This is a genomic window from Sphaerochaeta pleomorpha str. Grapes (assembly GCF_000236685.1).
Lineage (GTDB): Bacteria > Spirochaetota > Spirochaetia > Sphaerochaetales > Sphaerochaetaceae > Sphaerochaeta > Sphaerochaeta pleomorpha.
Genome location: NC_016633.1, coordinates 1895706 through 1917964, shown reverse-complemented (window position 1 = coordinate 1917964; position 22259 = coordinate 1895706). Strand labels below are relative to the sequence as shown.

The following is a 22259-nucleotide window of genomic DNA, read 5'->3' as shown; positions in this document are numbered from 1 at the left end:
AAAACCGATTAGATTTCCCGATAAAAAAACCGAAAAGGAATTTCCTTCTCGGTTCTGGCGGCTATGGGTACTGATTAGGGACGGTTCAAGTTTTCTGCTGGATTTGCTTCGTCGTTTTTGTCCAGTACGTCGTTTAGGCATCGTTGCATGACATAGAGCCAATGGCTCTTCATGAGCGATCCTGCAAGTTCTGCATCCCTTGCCTTGATAGCTTTCAGTATTCCCTCATGATGACCAACAGAAGTTTTTCTTAGCCTGTCGGAGTGGAAGTAATGATATTTTATCCGCTGGATATGCAATATCATTGTCTGTGAGAATTCTTCCATGTACTGGTTGTCTGCGCAATCCATGATGATACTATGAAATTCGCTATCACAGAGTATGGCTTTCTCAGGGTCATTGTTTTTACAGGCGTCCGAAAACTGGATGTGAATCTGTTCCAGCCTTTCCATCTGCTCTTCTGAGATGTTGGAGCAAGCAAGTTCTGCAGCGAGACCCTGGATACAGGCCAAAGGCCGGTAGCAATCACCGATGTCCTTTTTATCGACTTCGGTCACAATCGTGGCCTTTCCTGGGATTACTTTCACCAGTTTCTGGATTTCCAACATCTGGATAGCTTCCCTTACGGGTGTTCTGCTGACATTGAAATGTTTGGCGAGTTCCATGTCGTTAATTTTTTCCCCACTGGTGAGGTCGCCGCAGATAATCCAGTTGCATACTGCCTGATAGATTAGGTCCTTGGTCGATTGTCGTTTCATCTGGTCATTGGTGCTGGGGATTGGCATTATTTCTTTAAACCTGCTTAAAATGTGTTCTTTCAGAATGTATTTTCGTTAAAAAACGTGAATATGGCAAGGGGGTAGGTCACTTTGATCATATGTCCACTGTTCAAATTTATTTTATTTTGTTTTGCGTATCCACCATATTTTATTATTGTATATGTACGGTAATAACCAGCGATAGGGGGAGAGTAATGGATTTAGGAACCGACGATGTACCTATAAGCAGTATTTTGAAAAGCCAGTTGGCCATACTCGACCACAAGACTGCAGCAATCTGGGCCACAGCGTGTGCAGAACATGTCCTGCCTTTGTTCGAGGCTGTCTATCCCCAGGATATGAGGCCTCGTACTGCTTTGGAAGCCGGCAGGGCCTGGGCAAAGGGTAACATGTCGATGTTTGAGGCCCGAAAAGCTGCCTTTGCCTCACATGATGCTGCTAGAAAAGCCAAGGAAGAGGGAAACCTTGAAGCCAGCGAAGCCGCAAAATCTTGCAGCCATGCTTGTTCGACAGCCCATGTAAAGGACCATGCGCTTCCTGCCGCGGCCTATGCCATCAAAGCAGCCAAGGATAAAGAAACGGAAAGTAAGTGGCAGATGGAATTCCTGCAGAAACTCAACGACCCTTCTTGAAACCGATTGCATCCTGTTTACAGATGCGTTCGCATTGCATGCAGGTAAGGCAACCCTGTTCAAGACCCTCAGAATGTGTCTCTTTGATTAGCTTCGCTATGAATACCACAGGCTGAAGCGTTTTGCCCTTGTACTCGGGATTCTAGCTGACTTCCGTGAGCAGGGAACCGGGAAAATGTGCAGTGAGGGCCTTGTGGCGTTTGAAAGAAAAATCATTACCATGAGGAAAAAAGAATTGGTTTTCTCACAATGTACCGAGCGACACAGAAATTACAAAAATGAAAAACAATGATCACAAAGTCTCCAAATAAGCAACTATATTTGCGTGGAAGCATGGAGTTGCCTTTTATGATATTGCCTTTGCGTTTCTCCTTTGCTATATCGAAAAATGTAAGGAGAATGCAATATGAAGCGAAGATCAACAGTGTTTTTGGTCAGTTTCTTGTTTCTTATGAGTGCCTCAGCCCTTTTTGCTGCTTCCAATGCGGAGAAGTTGTATGCAACCTCAAGGGATTTGGATTTGAATGTGGCCTCGATCGATTCTATAATCAAATCCTATGACGCGCTCAATGACAGAATTGCCAAAGAGGCTACCGATGCCCAGAAAGATATGCAAAAAGCAGCCTCAAAGGGAGATGCCGACAAGTATTATGCGGCCTATTCCCGTTTGGCAACCCTCAGTTCCTATGGTATCGACGAGGATGCCACAAAAGCCTTGCTTGCCAGGATTGTGGCAGAGGACGAACCTGCCAAAAAAGAGCATGCAACCTGGTTGTATGAGAACAGCAGGTACTATAGTCCCTCGTTGAGCCTTGACTTTTCCTCCAGCGGGGAAGGGTTCAGTTATAGGTATCGCCAACAAGTCACCCAAACCCCAGGGACCGATATAACGCTTCCTGATGGTTCCCAGCTCCAGGTAAACAGTCAGAAACTGGGAATCCTTGCTGGCTGGGGCATTACCAAGGATAGTGTGACCTATAAAGGCGGTGATACTATTTCAATGCCGTATACCAACCAGACGCTCTATGCGATTTGGCATAACGGGGTGCAATTTACCGATTCCATAAGCAAGACCAATGACTTTATCTCTGAAGTGAAAGAAGGTGAGGAGGTACAGGTTCCCACCCCAGTTGCCCCCGATAGCTCTTATCTGTTCGCAGGTTGGTATGATAGGACAACAGGGACCTTACTAACCGATGAAGCAACGTATTCTCTTAAAGGGAAGGCAGCTTCTTTCGAGGCACTGTGGAGAGAGCTTTCTGTGGAAGCGGTACAGCCTCTCTACTATGCAGCTGACAAACTCCCCACCCAGACGCAGTTGAGTGTCGGTTTCTCCTTGAAGAATGGCGGTACTGTTGCTTTACAGGGTTTGCAGGCAACGATGAAGACAGATTCTGCCTATGTGACAATGATTAAAGACAATCTAGCCGTACGTTCAATCCCTGCAGGGCTGCAGGTTACCAACAACAGCTGGTATCCTACGGTGGAACAGGGGACAATTGAAGGAGAGGAGAATACCTTCAGGTTTGTCCTCGCAAAGGACACTCCCAGTGGTACGGTAATTCCCTTCATGCTGGAGTTCTCAGACAACAAAGGCAACACGTGGAGCAGCAGTGTTTCGTTTACGGTAAAATAAGACAAAGCTGATGCCCTAAAATAGGAAGGAAGCAGGATTCTGTGAGGAACCTGAACGATAAGAAAAGGAAATTGCAAGGGCCATTGCATGTAGCAGTGGCCCTTCTTCTTAATATTGTTCTGCTATGTAGCACCCCTGCATGAAGGGGGCTGTACTCATGCCCATGGGGATGACAGTGCCTTTTATTCCAGGTATGAGCGGGCAGAAGGGGGAATCATGGAGTACGGCGCAAGTGTCTAGCTTTTTCTGTTTCATGAGGCCGAGCAATGCTACTGCACTCGATGTATCGATTGCCATGGCTTCTACAACAGCATTATCTTTGATAAGTGCATAGGCGTCTTGTACTGCAAGCAGTTGATATCCGTCAAGCAGAAATTGCCAGGCGATGTTGTCTCGCAAAAGTGAGCCAGAGGCTATTGTTGCCTGCATATAAATGGTATCGAGTTCATCTTGGGATAGCGAAACCTCGGTTCCTGGTTCATACTCTGTTACTGCTTCCAGGTTGTAGCGAAGCAATTCCCCTGTCGTAATATAGCCGTTTTTTTCATAGAACGGGCGAACTGCAGGGAAGAGGGTGATCGGGCAGTCGAGGTTCTGTTTACAATACGAGAGCAAATGGGACATGATGCCTTTTTTGCGATAGTCGGCATAGGTTGCCGCCCCTACGATAAAAGCACATCGGTGCACTACTTTATTCTGGTGATAGAAAGAAGGAAGGGCATGCAGGGCACTGACAATCTTGCCTTGCTCCCGGGCAACAAAGATGCTGTCCGGGAAGAACCGCAGGGCAAAGAATTTTTCAAGGAATGCTGCTTCCTCGTTGAACACAATCGACCAGAGTGTTTTCAATTCCTCGAAATCAGTATCCTTTGCCCGTTCTAGTGTCATGGCTTCCTCACTCGGTATTTTTCCACCATCATCGTTGGTTGATAGGAGAGCTTTGCTTTACGTAGGCCTTCTACCCCGACATCCTCCTGGCGGTTTATATATTTTGCATCAGAGAGGTACATGGAACAGAATAATTGGTTTATAACGGCATAAATCCCGGTATAGGAGGTGTCACCCTTCTCAAAATGCACAATAGCCAGCTGGTCATCGATGACTTCCCCGACAGTAAAGGCTGTGAGATGGTGATCGACACAGATAAGGATACCTACCAGATTCAATAAGTCCCAGTTGTCGAACGCAAACTGAATGGCATGCAGTTCATCTGTAATTTCCTTGTTCATCTCTTTTCCTCCGAGCCAGGTGGTCGAAACCATCTTCATGCATTCGGGGAATACCTCTTTGGTAAGGGGCATGACTGTATAGGTATATTTCCGTTCAAACTGGGATATATGGTTTCTCTTGCTCTGCAGGTGCTTCCCGCCAAGCTTTATCAGCTTTTCACTTTCATAGATATAGTCATCAAGATTACGGATGTGTTCGATACTGTAGCCCATTTCTTGAAGCTGCAAAGCCTGTTCGGTGGGGACACATTCCAGTTGGAAACGGGTTCCGCTCTCTTTGCAGTAGGTTTCAAGCTCCTGCATGGCAGCTGCCAGATTGTCAGTCATGGGTAATAAAAAGACATCGTCTTCCTTGATGTGGATGTATAATGCAGTATCGGTCTTGCAAATAGTGATACCGATTGCATCTTTCCAGAGCATGCAATAGGAGAAGTAATATTCGTAGGCAAGATAGGTGCTTTTCTTGGTGAATAATGGTTTGTCCGCGGCGGACGGGGTATGAAATTCTAACATGGTACCTCTATGATAAGATATATTCGCAAACAGTCATATATTTTTTTTCGCTGAGAGTCAACAATAACCCCTGATAACGAACAGAATAAAAGATAGGAAAGTTTTTCAAGAAAGGCAACTGAACTGATAGGGTATGATGATTTTGTAACAAAAAAACATACGTATGAGTTTATAGGCTGCAATCATGTCTGTTTGCGCATTGACTTTGGAATGAACAGAACTACAGGCAAGGCAGAATTGGTTTGTGCAGCTGAGGAGTCTATTGCCTAGCAGATTGATGCTATCGTGCACTTGATGAAACAGGATATGCAGTGCAAACACTCAAAGTCGATGGAGGTCCCACAAAGGATTCCTTCTTGATGCAGTTTCAGTCCGATATCCTTCAGTCAAAGGTCAGTGTTGCTTCCCTTGAAGAGCTGTCTGGACAAGGTGCGGCTTTTGTTTCAGGGATTGCTTTGGGTCTCTATTCTTAGAAAACTGTGCTTGCCAGGAAGGCTAAAAAAGAATATGAAAGTCCACGGTCTAGGACCGATTGCGAAGCTTTGTACCAAGGTCGGAAAAAAGCTGTGCAATGTACACTCTCCTACAGTTTGTAGTACAAATGCTTTCCAAGTGCTTGCCCTGTAAATTGATAGAATTGTCATAGGACTGGTCCTTATTGACAGAATAGAATTCGAGCCTGTATTCTATACCCATGGAGACACAATTAGAACGTATTGCGAAACTTGTCGCTATGATAAGGGCCGATGAATCGACGATTGGTTCCCTCTTTTTGGATGAAAAACTCAGTTTGGAAGCTTTGGTAGAGAAGCTCAAGACCCATTATTCTGAAGTAATGCAAAAGGAACATCCCAACGCGTGGTCCTATTATACCGGTGAAGTACACGACGAACAAAGTTTTTACAAACTTACGGGGACTTCCCTGGCTTTCTTGCGGATCATGGACTATCTCGACCATGAAGGATGCAGCTTTTCCGATGGGAACCTGCATGGTGAGGGCGTAGTCTCACAGCCGCTTGCAATCCTTCGTTCACTGGTACGGGGAGAGGATATTTCTGTCTCTCCCGATTTTGTAGAAGATATGTATCACCTGCTCAGGCAATTGAAGGGGATAGACCATAAGGAGGTTCCCTCCAGGAGCCAAGTACAAGCTTGGATGGAACGCCATCCTTCCGGCCTGGATAAAGAGGTTATTGCCTGGCGTGCAAAAAACAAGGAATATATTGTTCAACTGTTGATCAAGAGAATCCGTTCAGAGCACAAATCTTCCCAGTTTTACCAGCTCAAGGGCTCGATGGATGCCGCGCAGGCAAGGAAACAGGTCCTTACCTGGTGGCGCGACGACCGTTTCCAGCTTAAGTATGCAATTCGCAGTTCCTCTGAGTTGAATAGGTATCTGCAAAATTCCCTCGATAAGGAAACCCTGGAACAGATGGAGACAGCGGAGAAAAAGGGTATTCCTATCTTTGCGACCCCTTATTTCCTTTCCCTCATCGATGTCCGCCCGCTTAGTGAGCAAGAACATCCCCATAGCGATGCGGTACTTCGCGACTACCTGTTCTACAGCAAGGACTTGGTCGAGGAGTTTGGTTCTATCGTTGCCTGGGAAAAAGAAGATATCGTTGAGGAAGGAAAACCCAATGCTGCTGGCTGGATCCTTCCTTCGCACAATATCCATCGACGCTATCCGAATGTGGCCATCTTCATTCCTGACACCATGGGACGCGCCTGCGGAGGCCTGTGTGCCTACTGTCAACGGATGTATGACTTCCAGAGGGGCCGTTTCAACTTCGAGTTGGAAAAGCTTAGGCCAAAACGCAACTGGTCGACTATGCTCGCACTGAATATGGATTATTTTAGAAAAGACCCCTACCTGAGCGATATTCTCATAACCGGCGGCGATGCCTTTATGAGCTCTGTCTCTTCCCTCAGAAATATTCTCGACGCAGTGTTGAAAATGGCCCAGGAAAAACTGCTGGACAATGAGGAAAGAGCGGAAGGGGAGAAGTATGCAACCATGAAACGGGTCAGGCTTGGCACCAAACTGCCTGTCTATCTTCCCCAGCGTATTACCAAAGAATTGGTGTCGGTGCTTGCCCAGTTCAAAGAGAAGGCTTCTCTGGTAGGTATAAGCCAGTGTATCGTACAGATACATATCTCTTCTTCCATGGAAGTGACCCCAGATACCAAAAAGGCCATTGCAGCCATTCTTTCTGCCGGATGGGCTGTGACCAACCAGGAAGTGTTCACCATCTCCGCCTCCAGGCGGGGACATTCTGCAAAGCTTAGAAAGACGCTGAACGAAATCGGGGTGCTTCCCTACTATACCTTTACGGTCAAAGGGTTCAAGGAAAACCGACATGTCTTTGCAAACAATTGCCGGTCAACCCAGGAACAGATTGAGGAAAGCTCAATTGGTCGTGTTGCCCTGCGATACCATAGCATTATCAGGCCATTCATTTCCGATGCCCCCCATATGTTGGAGAATATCGATAGTATTAGGAAATCAGATGAGATACCATTCCTTTCCACCGACCGCAATACCCTAAACCTTCCGGGAGTGGGCAAGAGCAATACCTATCGTACCATTGGCATAACCTCTGATGGCAGACGTATATTGGAATTTGAATTCGACCATACCCGGCCCCACAGCCCTGTTATTGAGGAAATGGGTTCTGTTATCGTCATTGAATCGAAATCGATTGCAGAGTATCTGAGACAACTAGGGCAGATGGGTGAAGACGTGAGCGAATACGAAACCATCTGGGGTTATTCTGCTGGGAGCCTGGAGCCCAGGAGTTCTGTATTCGAGGGGATGATGAAGTAGGGATCTGCTACATTGCTAAAATTGATTGGAGTTTTGATGCAAAATCACAGTAAATAGGGATTCTTGCATCATTATTTGCCTTGAACCATCTATCCAGATGTCCTTGGGTAATAAAAAAAAGGCATATCCCCTTTATTGTAATGCTTAAACAGTGATTCTCTGATTAAATCTTCGTACACATCTGCATGCATAGGTGCAAGGAAGTGTTTGTGGTTTATGCATGTAGAAATCTAATTCTCTACTTGTTCAACTTCCCTAAGAAGTGCTGGTCAGTAAAGGCTAGTTGTTCAATTAGATTATTGGAAAGGGTGTTTTCTGTTTGACCTTTTTGCTAGTGGCAATATCGCCATCTCAGTTAATTGGTTGTCAATAGTATTAATTCTAAAAAATGCTTTTTAGATGTAAGACATTAAAATCAAATGCCATCAGTGAAAAACTTCCTTGACATTCACAAGAGTTCTGGAGCTAGTGTTTTTACGGCAGATCTGAAATGTGACGGGCTGGGCTTGTAGCTTTCACACAATGAAAAACTGACTGACAAGAGATAGGATGCGGTGCTCAACATCAACGTTGTAGCAGAAAAGAAAACAATTCCATATGCGAATATTTTTACCCCCGATTTCCTGGTCAAGAATGCTATGTGTTTTGGAAGCCTAGAGATTTCCAAAGCGGATTGGAACCAATCAGGCCTTGGAATGTAAAGGAATCTGAACTGAATATTGCTTTAGTTGAGATTGATTCTTTTATACTCAAATAAAAAGCTGACTTTCGACGAATGAATAAAAACCTGATCAAAAGATATGAACATCTATATGTTCAAGCAATTAATATTGGACTCTGTAACTGACTATAGCAATATTAAATTTTGGGTTTCTGGTCTTGAATGATTGCATTTGAAATAGCACCAATCAGAGATGCATAATACCCCATTTCTGTGATTTTTATTTGAAGATTTTGATTAGCCGTTCGGTAAATATGGGAATCCACGGATGAAATGAGACTATCCATGAATAATTCACTGTCTAGCGTAATACCTCCACCAATTACAACTAAAGGAACATTCAACACATTTACAGAAGCAGCTATAGCTCGGCCCAGATAATCACCTGTTTGCTGATAGACTTGGATAGCGTTTTTATCGCCTGCTTTAGCAAAATCTGCAACATCTTTTGCTGTAATACTCCTGCTAATGACTTTTTCTGAACTTTCAATATATCGTCTAACAATACCAGGGCCAGCTGCAACAGATTCGAGACAACCAAAATTTCCGCAGGGACATTTGTATTTCTTATTCGTAACAAAAATATGCCCTAACTCTCCAGCATTTGAACCTGCGCCAGTAAACAATTTTCCATTAAGAAATATACCAGAACCACAGCCATTACTTACTGTCAACCAAATGAAATCATTGACCAATTTTGCACAACCAAAAAGCTTTTCTCCATAGGCACAATTGTTCGCATCATTTTCAATAAATACTTCAATTTTATAACGGTCTGATAACAATTTCCCTAAAGGAAAATTTTTGACTTTTGAAAACACTGCTTCGAGCCACACCCCAGTAACAGGATCCGCTAAACCAGGAATACTTACGCCAATACAATCAATATGATATCGAGAAAAAAACATATCACATAAAGAATATACAGAATGTAGGATACTGTCTTGATTTGGGTTTACCAATAATAGTTTTTTAACTTCAAGAATTTCACCTTTATCGTTAACTATTCCTACTAATAGTTTTGAACCACCGATATCAATTGATAAGTAATTTTTCATGAATAGATTTTTCCTTAGCGATAAAAATTACGCAGCCAGATTTTTTTCTAGCTGCGTATCGGAAGCATACATTATATGCTATATATTACCCAACATTTTATGCAACTCAATATATTTATTGACATTTTCTGGAGTAACAAGCTCACTGTCAAGAGTAATGCTCTCGATTGCTTCACCCTTGAGTGTCTTTGACGCATATTCTAGGGCTTTCACTGCATATCCGATAGCATTTTGGAAAACGGTTGCTTCCATTCTGCCATCCTGAACTGCGAGGCATGCTGAGGCAAGAGCATCAACGCCATATATCTGGATCTGACCCTGTTTCTTTGCCATTTTGATAGCTTCATAGGCACCTAAAGCCATATCATCATTATGAGCCATGATACATGTCAAATCAGGGATACTTGAAAGCCAGTTTTGGGTGATGGTAACAGCTTTGTCTTTTCCCCATTCGCCAATTTGGGCATCAACAATTTGGATGTCAGATCTTTTTCCCAACGTGTCTACAAACCCTTTCTGACGACCATTTGCATGGAAATTACCTGCAGGTCCCTGGAGTATACAAATTTTTGAATTTGTAGGAAGTTTTGTTAATGCATATTCCGCAACTACAGTTCCCTGCTGAACTGGATTAGCATCAATATAGGTCGATAGACCACCATCTTCTATGTGCCCGGTAGTTACGATTACAGGTATTCCTGCCGCAACAGCTTTCTTTACGGCTGGCACCGTTGCTTGAGCATCAACCTGCTGGAAAATAATCACATCAAATTTACTAGCAACACAATTTTCAATTTGATTTATCTGGGTTGTTGAGTTGCCAGCTGAATCAAAGCAAATTACATCAAACTGATTGGAATAATTCTCTTTTGCATTTTTTTCAATCTCATCTTTAACCCACACACAGAACGCATCGGAATACGATTTGCATATAAATGCAACTTTTGGTTTTCCTGTTACAGTTTCGGAATTACCATTCGCAAAGAGAGAACTACAAACCATGGTTACCAATAACAAGGCTACGATTAAACTTTTTTTCATTATTTTGATCCTTTTGTATTTTTTTTTATATTCGATAACATTAAAGAAATCGAATACCCGACACTCCCTCCCCGTTCCTCCTTAATTCTTTTTGACTTTTGTTTTTATATCAAGAATAACGGCCGTTACAATAATCAGGCCTTTTATTACTTGCTGATAATAGGACTGTACAAACATCAGATTCAGGATGTTGTTTAGAATTCCAATAATGACACAGCCGCAAATAGTACCAGTTATCGTTCCAATGCCTCCCGAAAAACTGGTTCCACCGACGATAGCGGCAATAATGGCATCAAATTCCAGACCTACGGCTTCTGCAGGTTGCCCGGAATTTAGTCTAGTCATATACAAGATACCTGCTATTCCGACAAAAACTCCATGAATCAGAAACGATTTGATGATAACGGGACTTGTTCTAATCCCACTTGCAATTGCTGCCTCAATGTTCCCCCCAACTGCATAGAGATAACGACCAAACCTTAATTTATTCAGTATTATCCAAGAAATTATCAATACAGCCAACATTATCAAAACTGAATAGGGAATGAAGCCAATTCTCCCTTGTCCAATGATTGCGACATTTCCAATATCATAAATCTGTTGTCCATTCGTATATATGTATACAAGACCACGAGCTATTTGCATCATCGCCAAGGTAACAATAAAAGGAGGAGCTTCGAATTTTGTGATTATTACAGCAGAGGAAACATTGCACATTGCAGCAATTACCACAGCTACAAGAATCCCGATAAATGCTGCTGGAACAGTACCCATTCCTGATGCAATAAGATTTTTACAGGTACCGACACAGAGACAACCAGCAAGAGCAACAACACTTCCAGCGGACAGATCTGTTGTTCCTGAAATGATCAACATAGTCATTCCTGCAGCTACAATTGTAACTACACTTATCTGAGTAAGGACATTAATAAGGTTCGTTGAAGTTAGGAAAACGGGTGAAATAAAAGAAGCAATAACAAACATAAGGACCATAACACACAAAATGCCATACTTATTATAGAAATTCTTTATATCAAAAGAAATGCCACCAAAAGTGATTTTTTTAATCTTCATCATTATCTTCCACCTGTTGCCTTTTTCATTATTTCTACCTGAGTGGCATTGTCTCTATTGAATTCTCCAGTAATCTTACCTTCTGCCATTACAAGTATCCGATCACTCATACCTAACAATTCTGGCAGTTCCGAGCTAATCATTATTATCGAAACGCCATTTTCACATAATTGGCACATCAGTTTATAAATTTCATATTTTGCACCGACGTCAATGCCTCTCGTTGGTTCATCTAATATTAAGACATTAGGATTAGAGATTAACCATTTTGCAAGAATTGCTTTCTGCTGGTTTCCCCCTGAAAGTGTTGAGATTGCCACTTCCTGGTTTGATGTCTTGATTTCTAGTTTTTTTATATATTCTCCAACTATGGCATTTTCTTTTGCTCTATCAATCCATTGAGTATGAAAATAATGTTTCAAGCCAACCAGAATTATATTTTCGCGAACGCTTCTCATTGGGATTATTCCATAGCAACGACGATCTTCGCTGACCATTGCTATTCCATATTGGATTGAGTCAATTACAGATTTGATTTTCAATTCCCTGTTTTCAAGGAATATTTTTCCTTCGCATTTACTATCTAATCCAATTATTGCTCGCACAACTTCAGTTCTTCCAGCTCCCATTAAGCCAGAAATTCCGAGGATTTCTCCTTCGTTTAGGGTAAAAGAAATATTTTGGAATCGTTTGGCATCGGAAAAATTCTCTACACGAAATCTTTCTTTACCAATATTACATTTTTTTTGGGGGAAACCGGAACTCAATTCCCTTCCGACCATTTTTTCAATTACATTATTGATGTTAAATTCGATTGTAGGTCTGCAATCAATATGAGCGCCATCTCTGAAAATAGAAATAGTATCTGCAATTTTGAAAATTTCATCCATCTTATGGGAGATATAGATGATAGTAACCCCTTTCTCCTTTAACAAAGCAATCTTTTCAAAAAGAAAACTAACCTCTTTTTCCGTAATTGCAGATGTCGGTTCATCCATAATAACCAGTTTTGCATTACAGGAAATCGCCTTGATAATTTCAATTATTTGTGCTTGGGATACGGATAAGGATCCCATTAGGTCTTCTGCATCAAAAGGCAAGTTCTGTTCCTTAATGTAGTTTCTTGCATTTGCATTCAGTTTCTTGTTATCAACAAAAAGACTTTTACCTATCATTGGCTCCCTTCCAAGATAAATATTTTCTGCAACTGTTAATTGTGGAACAAAATTCAATTCCTGAAAAATCATCGAAATACCTAGAGCTCTAGCCTGTGTGGGTGATGTAGCTTTATATGGTTTTCCATCAAATATTATTGAACCGCTATCAGCTGAATAGATACCGTTGATAACCTTCATTAAGGTCGATTTTCCTGCACCATTTTCTCCTACAATTACATGGACCTCACCCTTTTTCACTTTCATATCAACATTATTTAAAGCTAAAACACCAGGAAATCTTTTGGTAATGCCAGAAAGTTCCAGTATGTAATCGTCTGTATGTGTTCCATTATTCATGATTGTTACCTATTATTTTTTCGAATATAGTATAAACATCATCATATGATTGAAAATCATATGAATGTCTTCTACAATCTGCATATTATTTAAAGGAACCTGTAACTTGATATCGCTGAGTTGCATTAATTTTCCACCATCGAAACCTGTCAATCCAATAACGGTAGCTCCCTTTTTATTGGCAAATTCAACAGCCTGAATAATATTAGTTGAATTTCCAGATCCTGAAATTGCGACAACGATATCACCAGGTTCAAGAAAATTCTTCAATTGTTCTACAAAAATAGAATCATAACTCACGTCATTTGCAAGACTCAGTACCGTAGGAGCATTGTCCGTTAGTGAAATGAAACGGAATTTTTTTTCCCTACCAAGACTCAATCCTTTAGTAAAATCTCCAGCAAAATGGGAAGCAGTAGCTGCACTCCCTCCATTGCCTATTGAATAAATGAACCGCTTTTCATCTCGCGCTTTTGTTAGACAATTGAGGGCTTTTTCAATTTCCCAATTATCAATAGATTTAAAGGTCTCAGAAAGCAGCTTCCAGTAATTTTCAATTTCCTCGATATAATCCATTTTTTCTCCTAATTCTTTATTTCATCAATATAATTGGATTCTTTATACATCCTTCGATGACGACTCTAGATATTCCTCTCAGGAAAGGATTGTCTGACACGTTGCTTAGCTGAATTTTGGTATTATCCCTTACGATTGAAGTAACTCTCTTATTGAATGAATTCTTGATTGCATCAAGAAACTTTTGGCCGGATTCTGCCATTTCATCACCGATTATAATCACTGCAGGATTAAGCACGTTTGAAAGACTTGAAAGTGCAAATCCTATGTAATTTGCAGAATTATTAATTTCTTCCACGGCTAATGTGTCATTGATTTTATAAGCTTCTATAACTTCAGCCCAGGTTGAATTTTCGTGTAAAACCGTATTAAATTCATTTGCTTTCAATTGTATCTTTTCCAGTACAGCTGAAGTGGAAGCATATCTTTCAAGACACCCAACATTTCCACATTCACAGGGAATACCTTTATAATCTATGCTCATGTGTCCAATTTCTCCGGCAATCCCAAGATTTCCCCGAAGAATTTCACCATCGGTAAATATGCCAGCACCAATACCCTGTCCAACCATTACTAGTAATATCAGTTGATTAGTCAGAGTCCATTGTTGAAATTCTGGTTCTGCCATCAAAGCAGCATTTGCATCCTGTTCTACAAAAACTGTCATTTTGAGTGCTTCTTCAATGGTTTTTCCAATATCTATATCTTGCCATTTATAGAATCCCGTAAAATATGCCAGCTTCTGTTGCTGTTTCATCCAAGGGCCAGGCATTGCAATTCCTATGCCCACAAATTTCTTTTCTGGGTTTTTTTCAACTACATTTCTGATGTGGCTGATGATGGCTTCAATGGTTATGCACATTTCAGTTTTGCTTTTGATATCAAAACTATCAATGCTTTCAATCTTTCCATTAAAATCAATAATTGCTATCTTTACATATTTTCTGGAAAGACGAACGCTTATTGTCCAGTATTTTTCATTGCAAAGGCGAATTCCTTTCACAGGTCTTCCAACTCCTTTGCTAATGCTTCCTGTTTCTTCTACTAACCCCCAGCCTATAAAATCATTTATAATATTCGTGATTGTTGCTTGGTTTAGGTTACATTTTTGAGCTAGCTCAATTCTTGAGGAAATCTTGCCATCTAATAGATGTTTTATAACAAGATATCGGTTTATTGCTTGAATATCTTCTAGATTTTTGCCTTTGTTTGCATACATACATTTAAGCCTTAATTAATTTATCAATTTGATTAAATAAATGTTAAGTTTGTTTTTCCATTCTGTCAAGAATTATTTTAAAGTTTTATAATTGCATTAGCGACTTTAAGAAAACGTATAGATTCCTGCTAATAGGAACACAGATACAGTAATTGGACACCTAAAGGCAAAAGTGTTGGAATGGGCTAATTTATGGAGAATTGATTAATGCATTTTATCTGAAGGGTAGAAGGACTTCCTTTTTTTACATAGGAAGCAAAAGCTGTTTTTTCTGTATAATGGCAGACCGATGGTTGTTTTTTTAAATCATGATGCTGCAATATCCGAACAAGTATAATACCTGAAAGTGTATATTCCCATTGTAGAATACGTGAGGGACTTACAGCACAATTGCATGTTCCAGGAGAAACCTGTCGATATCCTGCTTGTTTGGCATTGCATTGCTCGTGCCTGTTTTTGTGATTGAGAGATTAGCAACGACATTTGCATAGTTAAAAGCATTGACTAGGTCCATACCCTTGCTCAAGCCTGATAGCAAGCCACCATTGAAGGCATCTCCGGCCCCTGTCGTATCGACTACAGGAACTTTGTAGTTATCGATGAAGTATTCGTCTTTCCCTGTGTTCAGATAAGCTCCCCTTTTACCAAGCGTAATGACTACGTTTTGTACGCCTTTTGAAAAGAAGAACTCTGCAATCGGGGTACAGTCGGCATCACTTCGGTAGGGAAGGCCTGATAATTGCTGGGCTTCCACTTCATTGGGAGAAATCAGAAACAGGCCTTTATAGAGGGAATCGGGAATTTCTTGGACTGGGGCAGGGTTCAGGATTGTTTTTATACACATTTCCTTTGCCTGTTCAACCAAGTCGAGGGTGGCCTCGATATTTATCTCCAATTGGACAAGGAGATAAGAAAATCCAGCAAGGCAGGCAGCAATCTTTGCAGTATCTTTCTTGGTAAACGTACCGGAAGCACCCGGAACTACGATTATTTCATTCTGTCCTGATTGTTCATCGACAGAGATAAGTGCAATCCCTGTATCTTCAGCCGGGTCTACGATACTATCAGCAGGGTCGATACCATTTTCCTGCAACATCTGCAGAGCCATAGCCCCGAAATGATCATCCCCGATTTTTGTAACGAACAGCGGAATATTGCCGGATTTTGCCGCAGCTATCGCTTGGTTGAATCCCTTGCCTCCTGCACCTATGCGGAAAAATGAACCCTTTACGGTTTCACCCAAGGCAGGGATATGGGGTGTGCGTGCCATGATATCGGCAACATAACTTCCAATGACAGCTATTTTCTCCATGGAATTTCCTTATTAATTGTTTTGGTTTTCAATTTTGGAAAAGTTTTCGATATCCTGGTGCAGACATTCTAAGGCTTCTTTCTTATTGTTTGTCTCCAATAGATGGATGAAGCGTTTATGGCATTCGCATTCACTGACAATATTTTCCGTATGGAGGTTAATCCAATAGGCTTGGGCATATGCCACTCCCAGGTATTGCATGGCACTTTTCAATTGTTTGTAAATAAAAGCATTGCCGGAAAAAGAAATCAATGTCAGGTGGAATTCCGAATTATGTTCCCAGTGTTCAAGTGCTGCTTTCTTATCCCGTTCGGCGTAATTTGCCTGGAGAATATTCTTGAGTGTCTGGATATTCTCAGCTGTGATGCTATCCCAATGGGTTTCCAGGTATCCGCATTCGAGAATGGTTCTATATTCAGTGAGCTGAAAAATGTTTTCTTCACTGAAGGAAACTACTTCATACCCGAATCGAGGGATGCTTTTAAGGAATCCTTCGTTGCACAGTTCAATCAAAGCTTCCCTGATCGGTGATTTGCTAATCAGAAATTCATCTACAAGGGATTTTTCTGTAATAATATCCCCTGAGTTATAATTGCATAGGATTATCCGTGAGAGAATCGTATCATAAAAATATTTCTTTTTTGAGGAAACGGTATATTTGCTTTTTACAGTATTCAATCTATTTTATCCTTTTTCTATTTGTACTTATAGCATATCAAGTACGGTGAATGTTGTTAAATATTCAATTTGTCACTATTCACGCTCATCCAACCCATATTGTAAGGGAATGTTCCCGATTTGTCTTTTAGCTAAACAAAAAACAGTAAGAAAACTCTTGATTTATCCTGAATTGATGATAGTCTGTTATTAACATATTACTAATGTATCACTAATATCTTACAAAATCAATAAAACTTTATTATTTGTAAGGAAGGTGATATGAAGGAGCAGATTGTGATTGAGAACATTGAAAATGTAGTGAATGAGGTAGCTTCGACCAACAGATCCCAGGTTGAACATCGTGCTACGTGGATGGCACTGTTTTTTGACGAAATGAAAAATGCAGGCATCGATCCAGAACCCATCATGCGAAAAGCAGTATATAGATGTGGGGAGATACACGGGGCAAAAATCAGGGAGAACTGTGCAGATCCTTCCGATGTACGCGAATTCGAGAAGACCTTTCTCAATAAATGTGGCCAAGACACATTCCATATGGACAACATCGAAGCAAAGCAGGATTGTCTCCATATTTCTTTCAATTATTGCGCTTTGCTCTCTGCTTGGAAGAAACTCGGGATGGATGATGCAACCTGTGCCCTGCTTTGTGACATTGCAATGGACGGGGACAGAGGTATTGCCAAGGCAATGGGCTTGACCCTTGATTTGTCCGATACCCTAGCTAAGGGATGTAAGACCTGTGAACTGAATTTCCACAAATAAAAACAGCTTTCAAATAAAAACCAAAAAGGAGAAGATTTTTATGAAAAAACTATGTGCGTTGCTTTGTGTCCTTATGATGCTTTCGATGGCTCTTTTTGCCAATGGTAACAAAGAAGAAGAGGCTGCCAAAGCCGAGGGATTCAAAGGAATCATCAAAATCGGCGTGTTGGGTCCTTTAACCGGTACCAATGCCGAATATGGTGTAGGTTTCAAGATTGGAACCCAGATGGCTGCAGACAGAATCAACGCAGCAGGTGGGGCTAACGGGTATAAACTGATACTTGTTCCCAAAGATTCCAAGGGGGATCCGAAAGAGAGTTCTGACTTGACCAGGCAATTCTGTGATGATTCCGACATTATGGCAATTATTGGTGATTTTACCAGCGGTTGCAGTATGGCCAATGCACCGATCGTGGATGATGCCAAAATTGTACAACTGTCTCCGACTGCTTCCAATCCTAAATATGCAGGCATGAGTGATTACTGTTTCAGTATCATGGGCCGGCAGGATGGAGAAGCTCCTTTCTTTGCCAAATACATCATCAGCAAGTACATGGGTGTGAAAAAAATCGGATTAATCTACATCAATAGCGATTGGGGTGTATCAGCTGCAGACAATTTCCGTAAGGCTGCGAATGAAGCAGGTGTTGAAATTGTAACAGAGGTCAACTATGTCCAAGATGAGAAGGACTTCTCTTCTTTGATTACCAAACTCAAGGCAGCAAATCCCGAGGCCCTCATTATCATGGACCAAGGTGCTGTTGCACAGGTCATTAACCAAGTGAGAGCCATGGGTTGGGATGTTCCCTTGACTACCCTCGGACCAGGAACCTCTGAACAGTTGATCGGTCTGACCGGAGCAAATTCAGAAGGTCTTATCCTGTCGACTCCTTTCTTCTTTGACCCCCAGGTTCCTGAGTTGATGGCTTGGAAGACTGAATTCAATGACAAAGCCAAATTCAATCCTACCGTACACCCTGCCTGTGCTTTTGACTGTGTAAACCTGATTGCCCAGGCTATCAATTCCTGTGGAGATACTGTTACACGCCAGGGAATCAGGGACAATCTTGCACGTAATGAATATACCGGGATTACGGGACCAATCAAATTCAATAAGGATGGGGATATCACCCGTGCCTATTTGATCTGTCAGGTTGAGAATGGCCAGTATGTAGTGAAAAAGGGTTTTGACTATTCAGCAGAATAAGCATGATCTCTTCGGCGTCGATATACATATATCGGCGCCGAATCTTACTGAACTTCTGGTGAAGGGGTGTTGCAATGGAATATTTCCTCAATCAAATAATCAATGGGTTATGTCAGGGTGCAATCTATGCCTTGATGGCTATTGGTTATTCTGTTGTTGTCGGCGTTGTCGGAATGGTCACGTTCACCCATGGTGAAGTGATGATAATGGGAGCGTTTGCTGCCTACTATGTGTTCCAGTATTGTGGTACCAACCTTATATTGGGCTTTACTGTCGCCTTCCTTGCCTCTTGGGTAATGGGCATTTTTGTTTACAAGGTTTGTTACGAGCGATTTTTCAACTCTCCGCGCCATATCTCGTTGTTGTGTACAATTGGGTTTTCCATGTTGGTAAAGAACCTGGCTCAAATCTTTTTTGGTCCAAACCAGATACCGATGCTGAATATCGTACATATTAAATTCTACCATATTGGGGCAATGCAGATCAGTTCGTTGCAGATTATGATTATCTCTCTTGTCGTGTGTCTTGCCGTAGCCCTTAATTATATTTTCTACCATACAAAATTCGGGGTCATGCTTAGAGCTGTCAGTCAGGACAAGAGTGCAGCCTATATGGTTGGGATAAATGTAAAAAGGATTGCCATGCTTGGCAATTGTGTCGGTTGCGGTCTGGGTGGCATTGCCGGTCTGCTTATCTGTATTTACTACCAGGTTGTACAGGCAACGATGGGTGGGGCCTTGGGAATGAAGGCCTTCTCTGCATCCGTATTGGGCGGGTTGACTGATGTAAGGTTCTCAGCCTTGGGTGGCTTGTGCATTGGACTTGTTGAGAACCTTGGAATTACTGTCACTTCTGCTAGCTATCGTGATGTATTTGCCTTTGGGTTCCTCATTCTAGTCTTGATTTTCAAACCGACCGGGTTCGTGAAGAAGAGGGGGACGAAAGTATGAACATGCTCGCAGATACAAAAAAACGGGCTAAATTGATTTTTGACAAACATAAAGTATTGTATTCCCTTCTCTTGTTGGCTTTTCTGTTTGTCTTACCGCTTGTCAATAATAAAAGCTATGTTATGGGCGTTATGTGCAGGATATTGATGTATGCAACCCTTGCAGGGGCTTTGAATATTATCAATGGATACAGTGGACAAACTTGTCTGGGGGTTGCCGGATTCTTCTGTTTCGGTGCCTATACCGAGGCTATCCTGGCGACGAAAGTCGGACTGAGTTTCTGGCTGTGTATACCTCTTGCAGGAATCGTAACAGCTATCGTCGGTCTGGTTGTGGCATGGCCGACCTTGAAGATGAGTGGTATCTATCTCGCCATCGTCACTTTGGGGTTTTCGGAGATTGCCCGCTTGTTGGCTTTGAATGCAACCCCATTGACCGGGGGTGCCTTGGGTATCAAGAATATTCCGGTACCTGAGCTGTTTGGAATCGTATTCAAAAATTCACGTTCCTATTACTACCTCTTTTTGGCTCTGGCGATAGTCTTTATTTTCGTATCGAACAGAGTTATCAAGAGCAAAATCGGACGCGCCTGGATGTCTATCCGTGAAGATGAACTGGCTTCGAAAAGTCTTGGGGTAAATGCTTCGGTTTACAAAGCTTTCAACTTTATGTATGGGGCTTTTTGGATTGGGGTTGTGGGTTGCGTATATGCCCCCTATGTCAGGTTTATCGACTCGACCTATTTTACGTTGGACGAAGGATGGAACATTCTCTCCATGGTAATTTTGGGTGGGCAAGGAACTTTTATTGGTCCGGTAATCGGCTCTATTATCGTAAATTTCCTCACAGAAGTACTCCGTCCTATTGGACAATGGCGTTTGGTGGCCTTTGCCTTGTTGATCATTATTATGATGTGGTATCGCCCCCAAGGGCTTGCTGGGGCTACTGACAGCAAACTTGCTGGTAACAAAATGGTGGGAAAATTGCAGGATCGGGGGAAAAAACATGCTTGAGATACAGAGACAACCGGTACTGAGTACTGAACATATTTGTATGTATTTTGGTGGATTGCACGCAGTGGAGGATATAAATCTGGAAATTCACCAAGGGGATATCTATGGCATCATTGGTCCGAACGGTGCCGGAAAGACAACCCTGTTCAACTCCTGCACTGGGTTTAACCTCCCTACAAAGGGAAAAGTATTTCTCTGCGGCGAGGATATCACCAACTTAAAACCTGAACAGATTGCAAAGAAAGGAATGGCACGAACATTCCAGAACATCAAACTGTTCAAGTATATGAGTGTTTTGGACAATATCAAGATTGGTTTCCATCTCAATTTGAAATCGAATCTGATTGACACTGTGTTTCATACCAAGCAGTTCAATGCCGATGAAGCCTACGCAATTGAAAAGGGCAAGGAAATTCTTGATCTGGTTGGGCTTTCCAAATATACGGAGACCAAGGCGGGGAATCTTCCCTATGGTGTCCAACGGAAAGTTGAAATAGCCAGGGCTTTGGCAATCAACCCCAAAATCCTCTTGCTTGATGAACCGGCTGCGGGAATGAACCCGAATGAGACCAAAGAGCTTTCTGACTATATTCTGAAGATCAATGCCTTGGGATATACAATTGGGGTAATTGAGCACGACATGAAGTTTGTGATGAACACCTGCAATAGGATTATTGTATTGAATTTTGGGCAACAAATCTGTGAAGGCACTCCTGATGTCATCAAGACGAATCAGAATGTACGTGAAGCGTACTTTGGAAAAGGGCTTGTAGCCGGGGAGGCAATCAATGTCGCTGCTGAAAATTGAAGATTTGAGCATTAACTATGGTTATATTTCAGCCTTGCGAAATGCTGACATCGTAGTGAATGAAGGTGAATTGGTGACCCTGATCGGAGGCAATGGTGCCGGTAAGACCAGCACTTTGATGGGAATTTCCAATCTGATTCCCAAGGCAGGGGGGAACGTATTCTTCAAAGGTCAGGATATTTCGAGACTCTCGCCTGAGAAAATTGTAAAAATGGGCATAGCCCATGTTCCGGAAGGACGTAAAATATTCCCCGATATGACTGTCTACGAGAACCTTGTCTCGGGGAGTATGGGGCAGCCGAAACAGACCAAGGAGAAATTCCAGGAATTGCTGGAGATGAATTACCTGATGTTCCCTCGCTTGAAGGAACGCCTCACCCAGGCAGGGGGCTCTTTGTCCGGCGGTGAGCAGCAAATGCTTGCAATTGCCAGAGGCCTGATGATGGATCCCGACCTTATCATGTTGGATGAGCCGTCATTGGGGTTGGCTCCCATCATTGTCGAGGAGATTTTTGAATTGTTGGTACGCATCCGGCAAAAAGGAAAGACCATTCTTTTGATCGAGCAGAATGCCTCCATGGCCTTGTCGATCGCAGATCGGGGGTATGTCCTTGAAACCGGTACTATCACATTGGAAGGAAGCGGGGAAGAATTATTGCACAACCCTGCGATTATCAAAGCCTATTTGGGCGGTTAATAAGGAAAAA

At 42.1% G+C, this 22259-nt stretch carries 20 protein-coding genes and 1 pseudogene; 10 read left to right on the top strand and 11 right to left on the bottom strand.

Annotated features, from left to right (window positions below; translation table 11 throughout):
* Nucleotides 1-74 precede the first annotated feature (74 nt).
* The gene (locus tag SPIGRAPES_RS08740) at nt 75-785 is read right to left on the bottom strand and encodes a GntR family transcriptional regulator (protein WP_014270398.1); all 711 of its coding nucleotides are present in this window, start codon (nt 783-785) and stop codon (nt 75-77) included.
* Nucleotides 786-973: 188 nt separating this feature from the next.
* Between SPIGRAPES_RS08740 and SPIGRAPES_RS08735 the strand changes: the two genes are divergently transcribed.
* Nucleotides 974-1411: a putative immunity protein gene (locus tag SPIGRAPES_RS08735; protein WP_014270397.1), complete on the top strand. Its 438-nt coding sequence runs from the start codon at nt 974-976 to the stop codon at nt 1409-1411.
* Nucleotides 1412-1817: 406 nt separating this feature from the next.
* The gene (locus SPIGRAPES_RS08730; RefSeq protein ID WP_014270396.1) at nt 1818-3047 is read left to right on the top strand and encodes a hypothetical protein; all 1230 of its coding nucleotides are present in this window, start codon (nt 1818-1820) and stop codon (nt 3045-3047) included.
* A 108-nt stretch (nt 3048-3155) separates the two neighbouring features.
* Here SPIGRAPES_RS08730 and SPIGRAPES_RS08725 read toward each other — a convergent pair whose 3' ends face one another.
* Together SPIGRAPES_RS08725 and SPIGRAPES_RS08720 are read right to left on the bottom strand one after the other, a co-directional pair.
* On the bottom strand, nt 3156-3935 hold the full coding sequence (locus SPIGRAPES_RS08725; protein WP_014270395.1) for a GNAT family N-acetyltransferase: 780 nt from the start codon (nt 3933-3935) through the stop codon (nt 3156-3158).
* Nucleotides 3932-4789, bottom strand: a complete 858-nt coding sequence (locus tag SPIGRAPES_RS08720) for a DUF2156 domain-containing protein (RefSeq protein ID WP_014270394.1) — start codon at nt 4787-4789, stop codon at nt 3932-3934. Before SPIGRAPES_RS08720 ends, SPIGRAPES_RS08725 begins: the two co-directional genes overlap by 4 nt.
* Nucleotides 4790-5079: 290 nt before the next feature.
* Between SPIGRAPES_RS08720 and SPIGRAPES_RS17245 the strand changes: the two are divergent.
* Together SPIGRAPES_RS17245 and SPIGRAPES_RS08710 are read left to right on the top strand one after the other, a co-directional pair.
* A pseudogene (locus tag SPIGRAPES_RS17245) lies at nt 5080-5262 on the top strand (FGGY-family carbohydrate kinase); the annotation flags it as partial.
* A gap of 221 nt (nt 5263-5483) precedes the next feature.
* Complete coding sequence (locus SPIGRAPES_RS08710) at nt 5484-7616, top strand: KamA family radical SAM protein (protein WP_014270393.1); 2133 nt, start codon at nt 5484-5486, stop codon at nt 7614-7616.
* Nucleotides 7617-8474: 858 nt separating this feature from the next.
* Here the strand turns inward: SPIGRAPES_RS08710 and SPIGRAPES_RS08705 are convergent.
* The 8 genes from SPIGRAPES_RS08705 to SPIGRAPES_RS08670 all read right to left on the bottom strand — a co-directional run bounded on the left by SPIGRAPES_RS08705 (nt 8475) and on the right by SPIGRAPES_RS08670 (nt 16809).
* Entirely contained in the window at nt 8475-9395 is a 921-nt protein-coding gene (locus SPIGRAPES_RS08705) for an ROK family protein (RefSeq protein WP_014270392.1), read from the bottom strand.
* A 78-nt stretch (nt 9396-9473) separates the two neighbouring features.
* Nucleotides 9474-10436: a sugar ABC transporter substrate-binding protein gene (locus SPIGRAPES_RS08700; RefSeq protein WP_014270391.1), complete on the bottom strand. Its 963-nt coding sequence runs from the start codon at nt 10434-10436 to the stop codon at nt 9474-9476.
* Between the two features lie 81 nt (nt 10437-10517).
* On the bottom strand, nt 10518-11513 hold the full coding sequence (locus SPIGRAPES_RS08695; protein WP_014270390.1) for an ABC transporter permease: 996 nt from the start codon (nt 11511-11513) through the stop codon (nt 10518-10520).
* Nucleotides 11513-13024 carry a sugar ABC transporter ATP-binding protein gene (locus tag SPIGRAPES_RS08690; protein WP_014270389.1) on the bottom strand — a complete coding sequence of 504 codons (1512 nt, stop codon included), beginning with the start codon at nt 13022-13024 and terminating at the stop codon, nt 11513-11515. The genes SPIGRAPES_RS08695 and SPIGRAPES_RS08690 overlap by 1 nt, the downstream gene beginning before the upstream one ends.
* 12 nt (nt 13025-13036) lie before the next feature.
* Nucleotides 13037-13600 carry a D-sedoheptulose-7-phosphate isomerase gene (locus SPIGRAPES_RS08685; RefSeq protein WP_014270388.1) on the bottom strand — a complete coding sequence of 188 codons (564 nt, stop codon included), beginning with the start codon at nt 13598-13600 and terminating at the stop codon, nt 13037-13039.
* 16 nt (nt 13601-13616) lie between these two features.
* Nucleotides 13617-14819 carry an ROK family protein gene (locus SPIGRAPES_RS08680; protein ID WP_014270387.1) on the bottom strand — a complete coding sequence of 401 codons (1203 nt, stop codon included), beginning with the start codon at nt 14817-14819 and terminating at the stop codon, nt 13617-13619.
* Nucleotides 14820-15198: 379 nt separating this feature from the next.
* Nucleotides 15199-16131 (bottom strand): ribokinase, encoded by a 933-nt coding sequence (locus tag SPIGRAPES_RS08675; RefSeq protein WP_014270386.1) that lies wholly within the window; start codon nt 16129-16131, stop codon nt 15199-15201.
* A gap of 12 nt (nt 16132-16143) precedes the next feature.
* On the bottom strand, nt 16144-16809 hold the full coding sequence (locus SPIGRAPES_RS08670; protein WP_014270385.1) for a GntR family transcriptional regulator: 666 nt from the start codon (nt 16807-16809) through the stop codon (nt 16144-16146).
* A gap of 261 nt (nt 16810-17070) precedes the next feature.
* Here SPIGRAPES_RS08670 and SPIGRAPES_RS08665 point away from each other — a divergent pair, with 261 nt between their 5' ends.
* The 6 genes from SPIGRAPES_RS08665 (at nt 17071) to SPIGRAPES_RS08640 (ending at nt 22249) form a co-directional block, all read left to right on the top strand.
* The gene (locus tag SPIGRAPES_RS08665) at nt 17071-17574 is read left to right on the top strand and encodes an L-2-amino-thiazoline-4-carboxylic acid hydrolase (protein ID WP_014270384.1); all 504 of its coding nucleotides are present in this window, start codon (nt 17071-17073) and stop codon (nt 17572-17574) included.
* Between the two features lie 40 nt (nt 17575-17614).
* Nucleotides 17615-18781, top strand: coding sequence for an ABC transporter substrate-binding protein (locus SPIGRAPES_RS08660; protein WP_014270383.1), 1167 nt, complete (start codon nt 17615-17617; stop codon nt 18779-18781).
* Between the two features lie 74 nt (nt 18782-18855).
* Complete coding sequence (locus tag SPIGRAPES_RS08655) at nt 18856-19731, top strand: branched-chain amino acid ABC transporter permease (RefSeq protein ID WP_014270382.1); 876 nt, start codon at nt 18856-18858, stop codon at nt 19729-19731.
* Nucleotides 19728-20744, top strand: a complete 1017-nt coding sequence (locus SPIGRAPES_RS08650) for a branched-chain amino acid ABC transporter permease (RefSeq protein WP_014270381.1) — start codon at nt 19728-19730, stop codon at nt 20742-20744. The genes SPIGRAPES_RS08655 and SPIGRAPES_RS08650 overlap by 4 nt, the downstream gene beginning before the upstream one ends.
* On the top strand, nt 20737-21552 hold the full coding sequence (locus SPIGRAPES_RS08645; RefSeq protein ID WP_014270380.1) for an ABC transporter ATP-binding protein: 816 nt from the start codon (nt 20737-20739) through the stop codon (nt 21550-21552). The genes SPIGRAPES_RS08650 and SPIGRAPES_RS08645 overlap by 8 nt, the downstream gene beginning before the upstream one ends.
* Nucleotides 21533-22249: an ABC transporter ATP-binding protein gene (locus SPIGRAPES_RS08640; RefSeq protein WP_014270379.1), complete on the top strand. Its 717-nt coding sequence runs from the start codon at nt 21533-21535 to the stop codon at nt 22247-22249. Before SPIGRAPES_RS08645 ends, SPIGRAPES_RS08640 begins: the two co-directional genes overlap by 20 nt.
* Nucleotides 22250-22259 lie beyond the last annotated feature (10 nt).

Bases quoted from the DNA above. Each gene is read 5' to 3' on its own strand.
- SPIGRAPES_RS08740 (WP_014270398.1), bottom strand. From the start codon at position 785: ATGCCAATCCCCAGCACCAATGACCAGATGAAACGACAATCGACCAAG.
- SPIGRAPES_RS08735 (WP_014270397.1), top strand. From the start codon at position 974: ATGGATTTAGGAACCGACGATGTACCTATAAGCAGTATTTTGAAAAGC.
- SPIGRAPES_RS08730 (WP_014270396.1), top strand. From the start codon at position 1,818: ATGAAGCGAAGATCAACAGTGTTTTTGGTCAGTTTCTTGTTTCTTATG.
- SPIGRAPES_RS08725 (WP_014270395.1), bottom strand. From the start codon at position 3,935: ATGACACTAGAACGGGCAAAGGATACTGATTTCGAGGAATTGAAAACA.
- SPIGRAPES_RS08720 (WP_014270394.1), bottom strand. From the start codon at position 4,789: ATGTTAGAATTTCATACCCCGTCCGCCGCGGACAAACCATTATTCACC.
- SPIGRAPES_RS08710 (WP_014270393.1), top strand. From the start codon at position 5,484: ATGGAGACACAATTAGAACGTATTGCGAAACTTGTCGCTATGATAAGG.
- SPIGRAPES_RS08705 (WP_014270392.1), bottom strand. From the start codon at position 9,395: ATGAAAAATTACTTATCAATTGATATCGGTGGTTCAAAACTATTAGTA.
- SPIGRAPES_RS08700 (WP_014270391.1), bottom strand. From the start codon at position 10,436: ATGAAAAAAAGTTTAATCGTAGCCTTGTTATTGGTAACCATGGTTTGT.
- SPIGRAPES_RS08695 (WP_014270390.1), bottom strand. From the start codon at position 11,513: ATGATGAAGATTAAAAAAATCACTTTTGGTGGCATTTCTTTTGATATA.
- SPIGRAPES_RS08690 (WP_014270389.1), bottom strand. From the start codon at position 13,024: ATGAATAATGGAACACATACAGACGATTACATACTGGAACTTTCTGGC.
- SPIGRAPES_RS08685 (WP_014270388.1), bottom strand. From the start codon at position 13,600: ATGGATTATATCGAGGAAATTGAAAATTACTGGAAGCTGCTTTCTGAG.
- SPIGRAPES_RS08680 (WP_014270387.1), bottom strand. From the start codon at position 14,819: ATGTATGCAAACAAAGGCAAAAATCTAGAAGATATTCAAGCAATAAAC.
- SPIGRAPES_RS08675 (WP_014270386.1), bottom strand. From the start codon at position 16,131: ATGGAGAAAATAGCTGTCATTGGAAGTTATGTTGCCGATATCATGGCA.
- SPIGRAPES_RS08665 (WP_014270384.1), top strand. From the start codon at position 17,071: ATGAAGGAGCAGATTGTGATTGAGAACATTGAAAATGTAGTGAATGAG.
- SPIGRAPES_RS08660 (WP_014270383.1), top strand. From the start codon at position 17,615: ATGAAAAAACTATGTGCGTTGCTTTGTGTCCTTATGATGCTTTCGATG.
- SPIGRAPES_RS08655 (WP_014270382.1), top strand. From the start codon at position 18,856: ATGGAATATTTCCTCAATCAAATAATCAATGGGTTATGTCAGGGTGCA.
- SPIGRAPES_RS08650 (WP_014270381.1), top strand. From the start codon at position 19,728: ATGAACATGCTCGCAGATACAAAAAAACGGGCTAAATTGATTTTTGAC.
- SPIGRAPES_RS08645 (WP_014270380.1), top strand. From the start codon at position 20,737: ATGCTTGAGATACAGAGACAACCGGTACTGAGTACTGAACATATTTGT.
- SPIGRAPES_RS08640 (WP_014270379.1), top strand. From the start codon at position 21,533: ATGTCGCTGCTGAAAATTGAAGATTTGAGCATTAACTATGGTTATATT.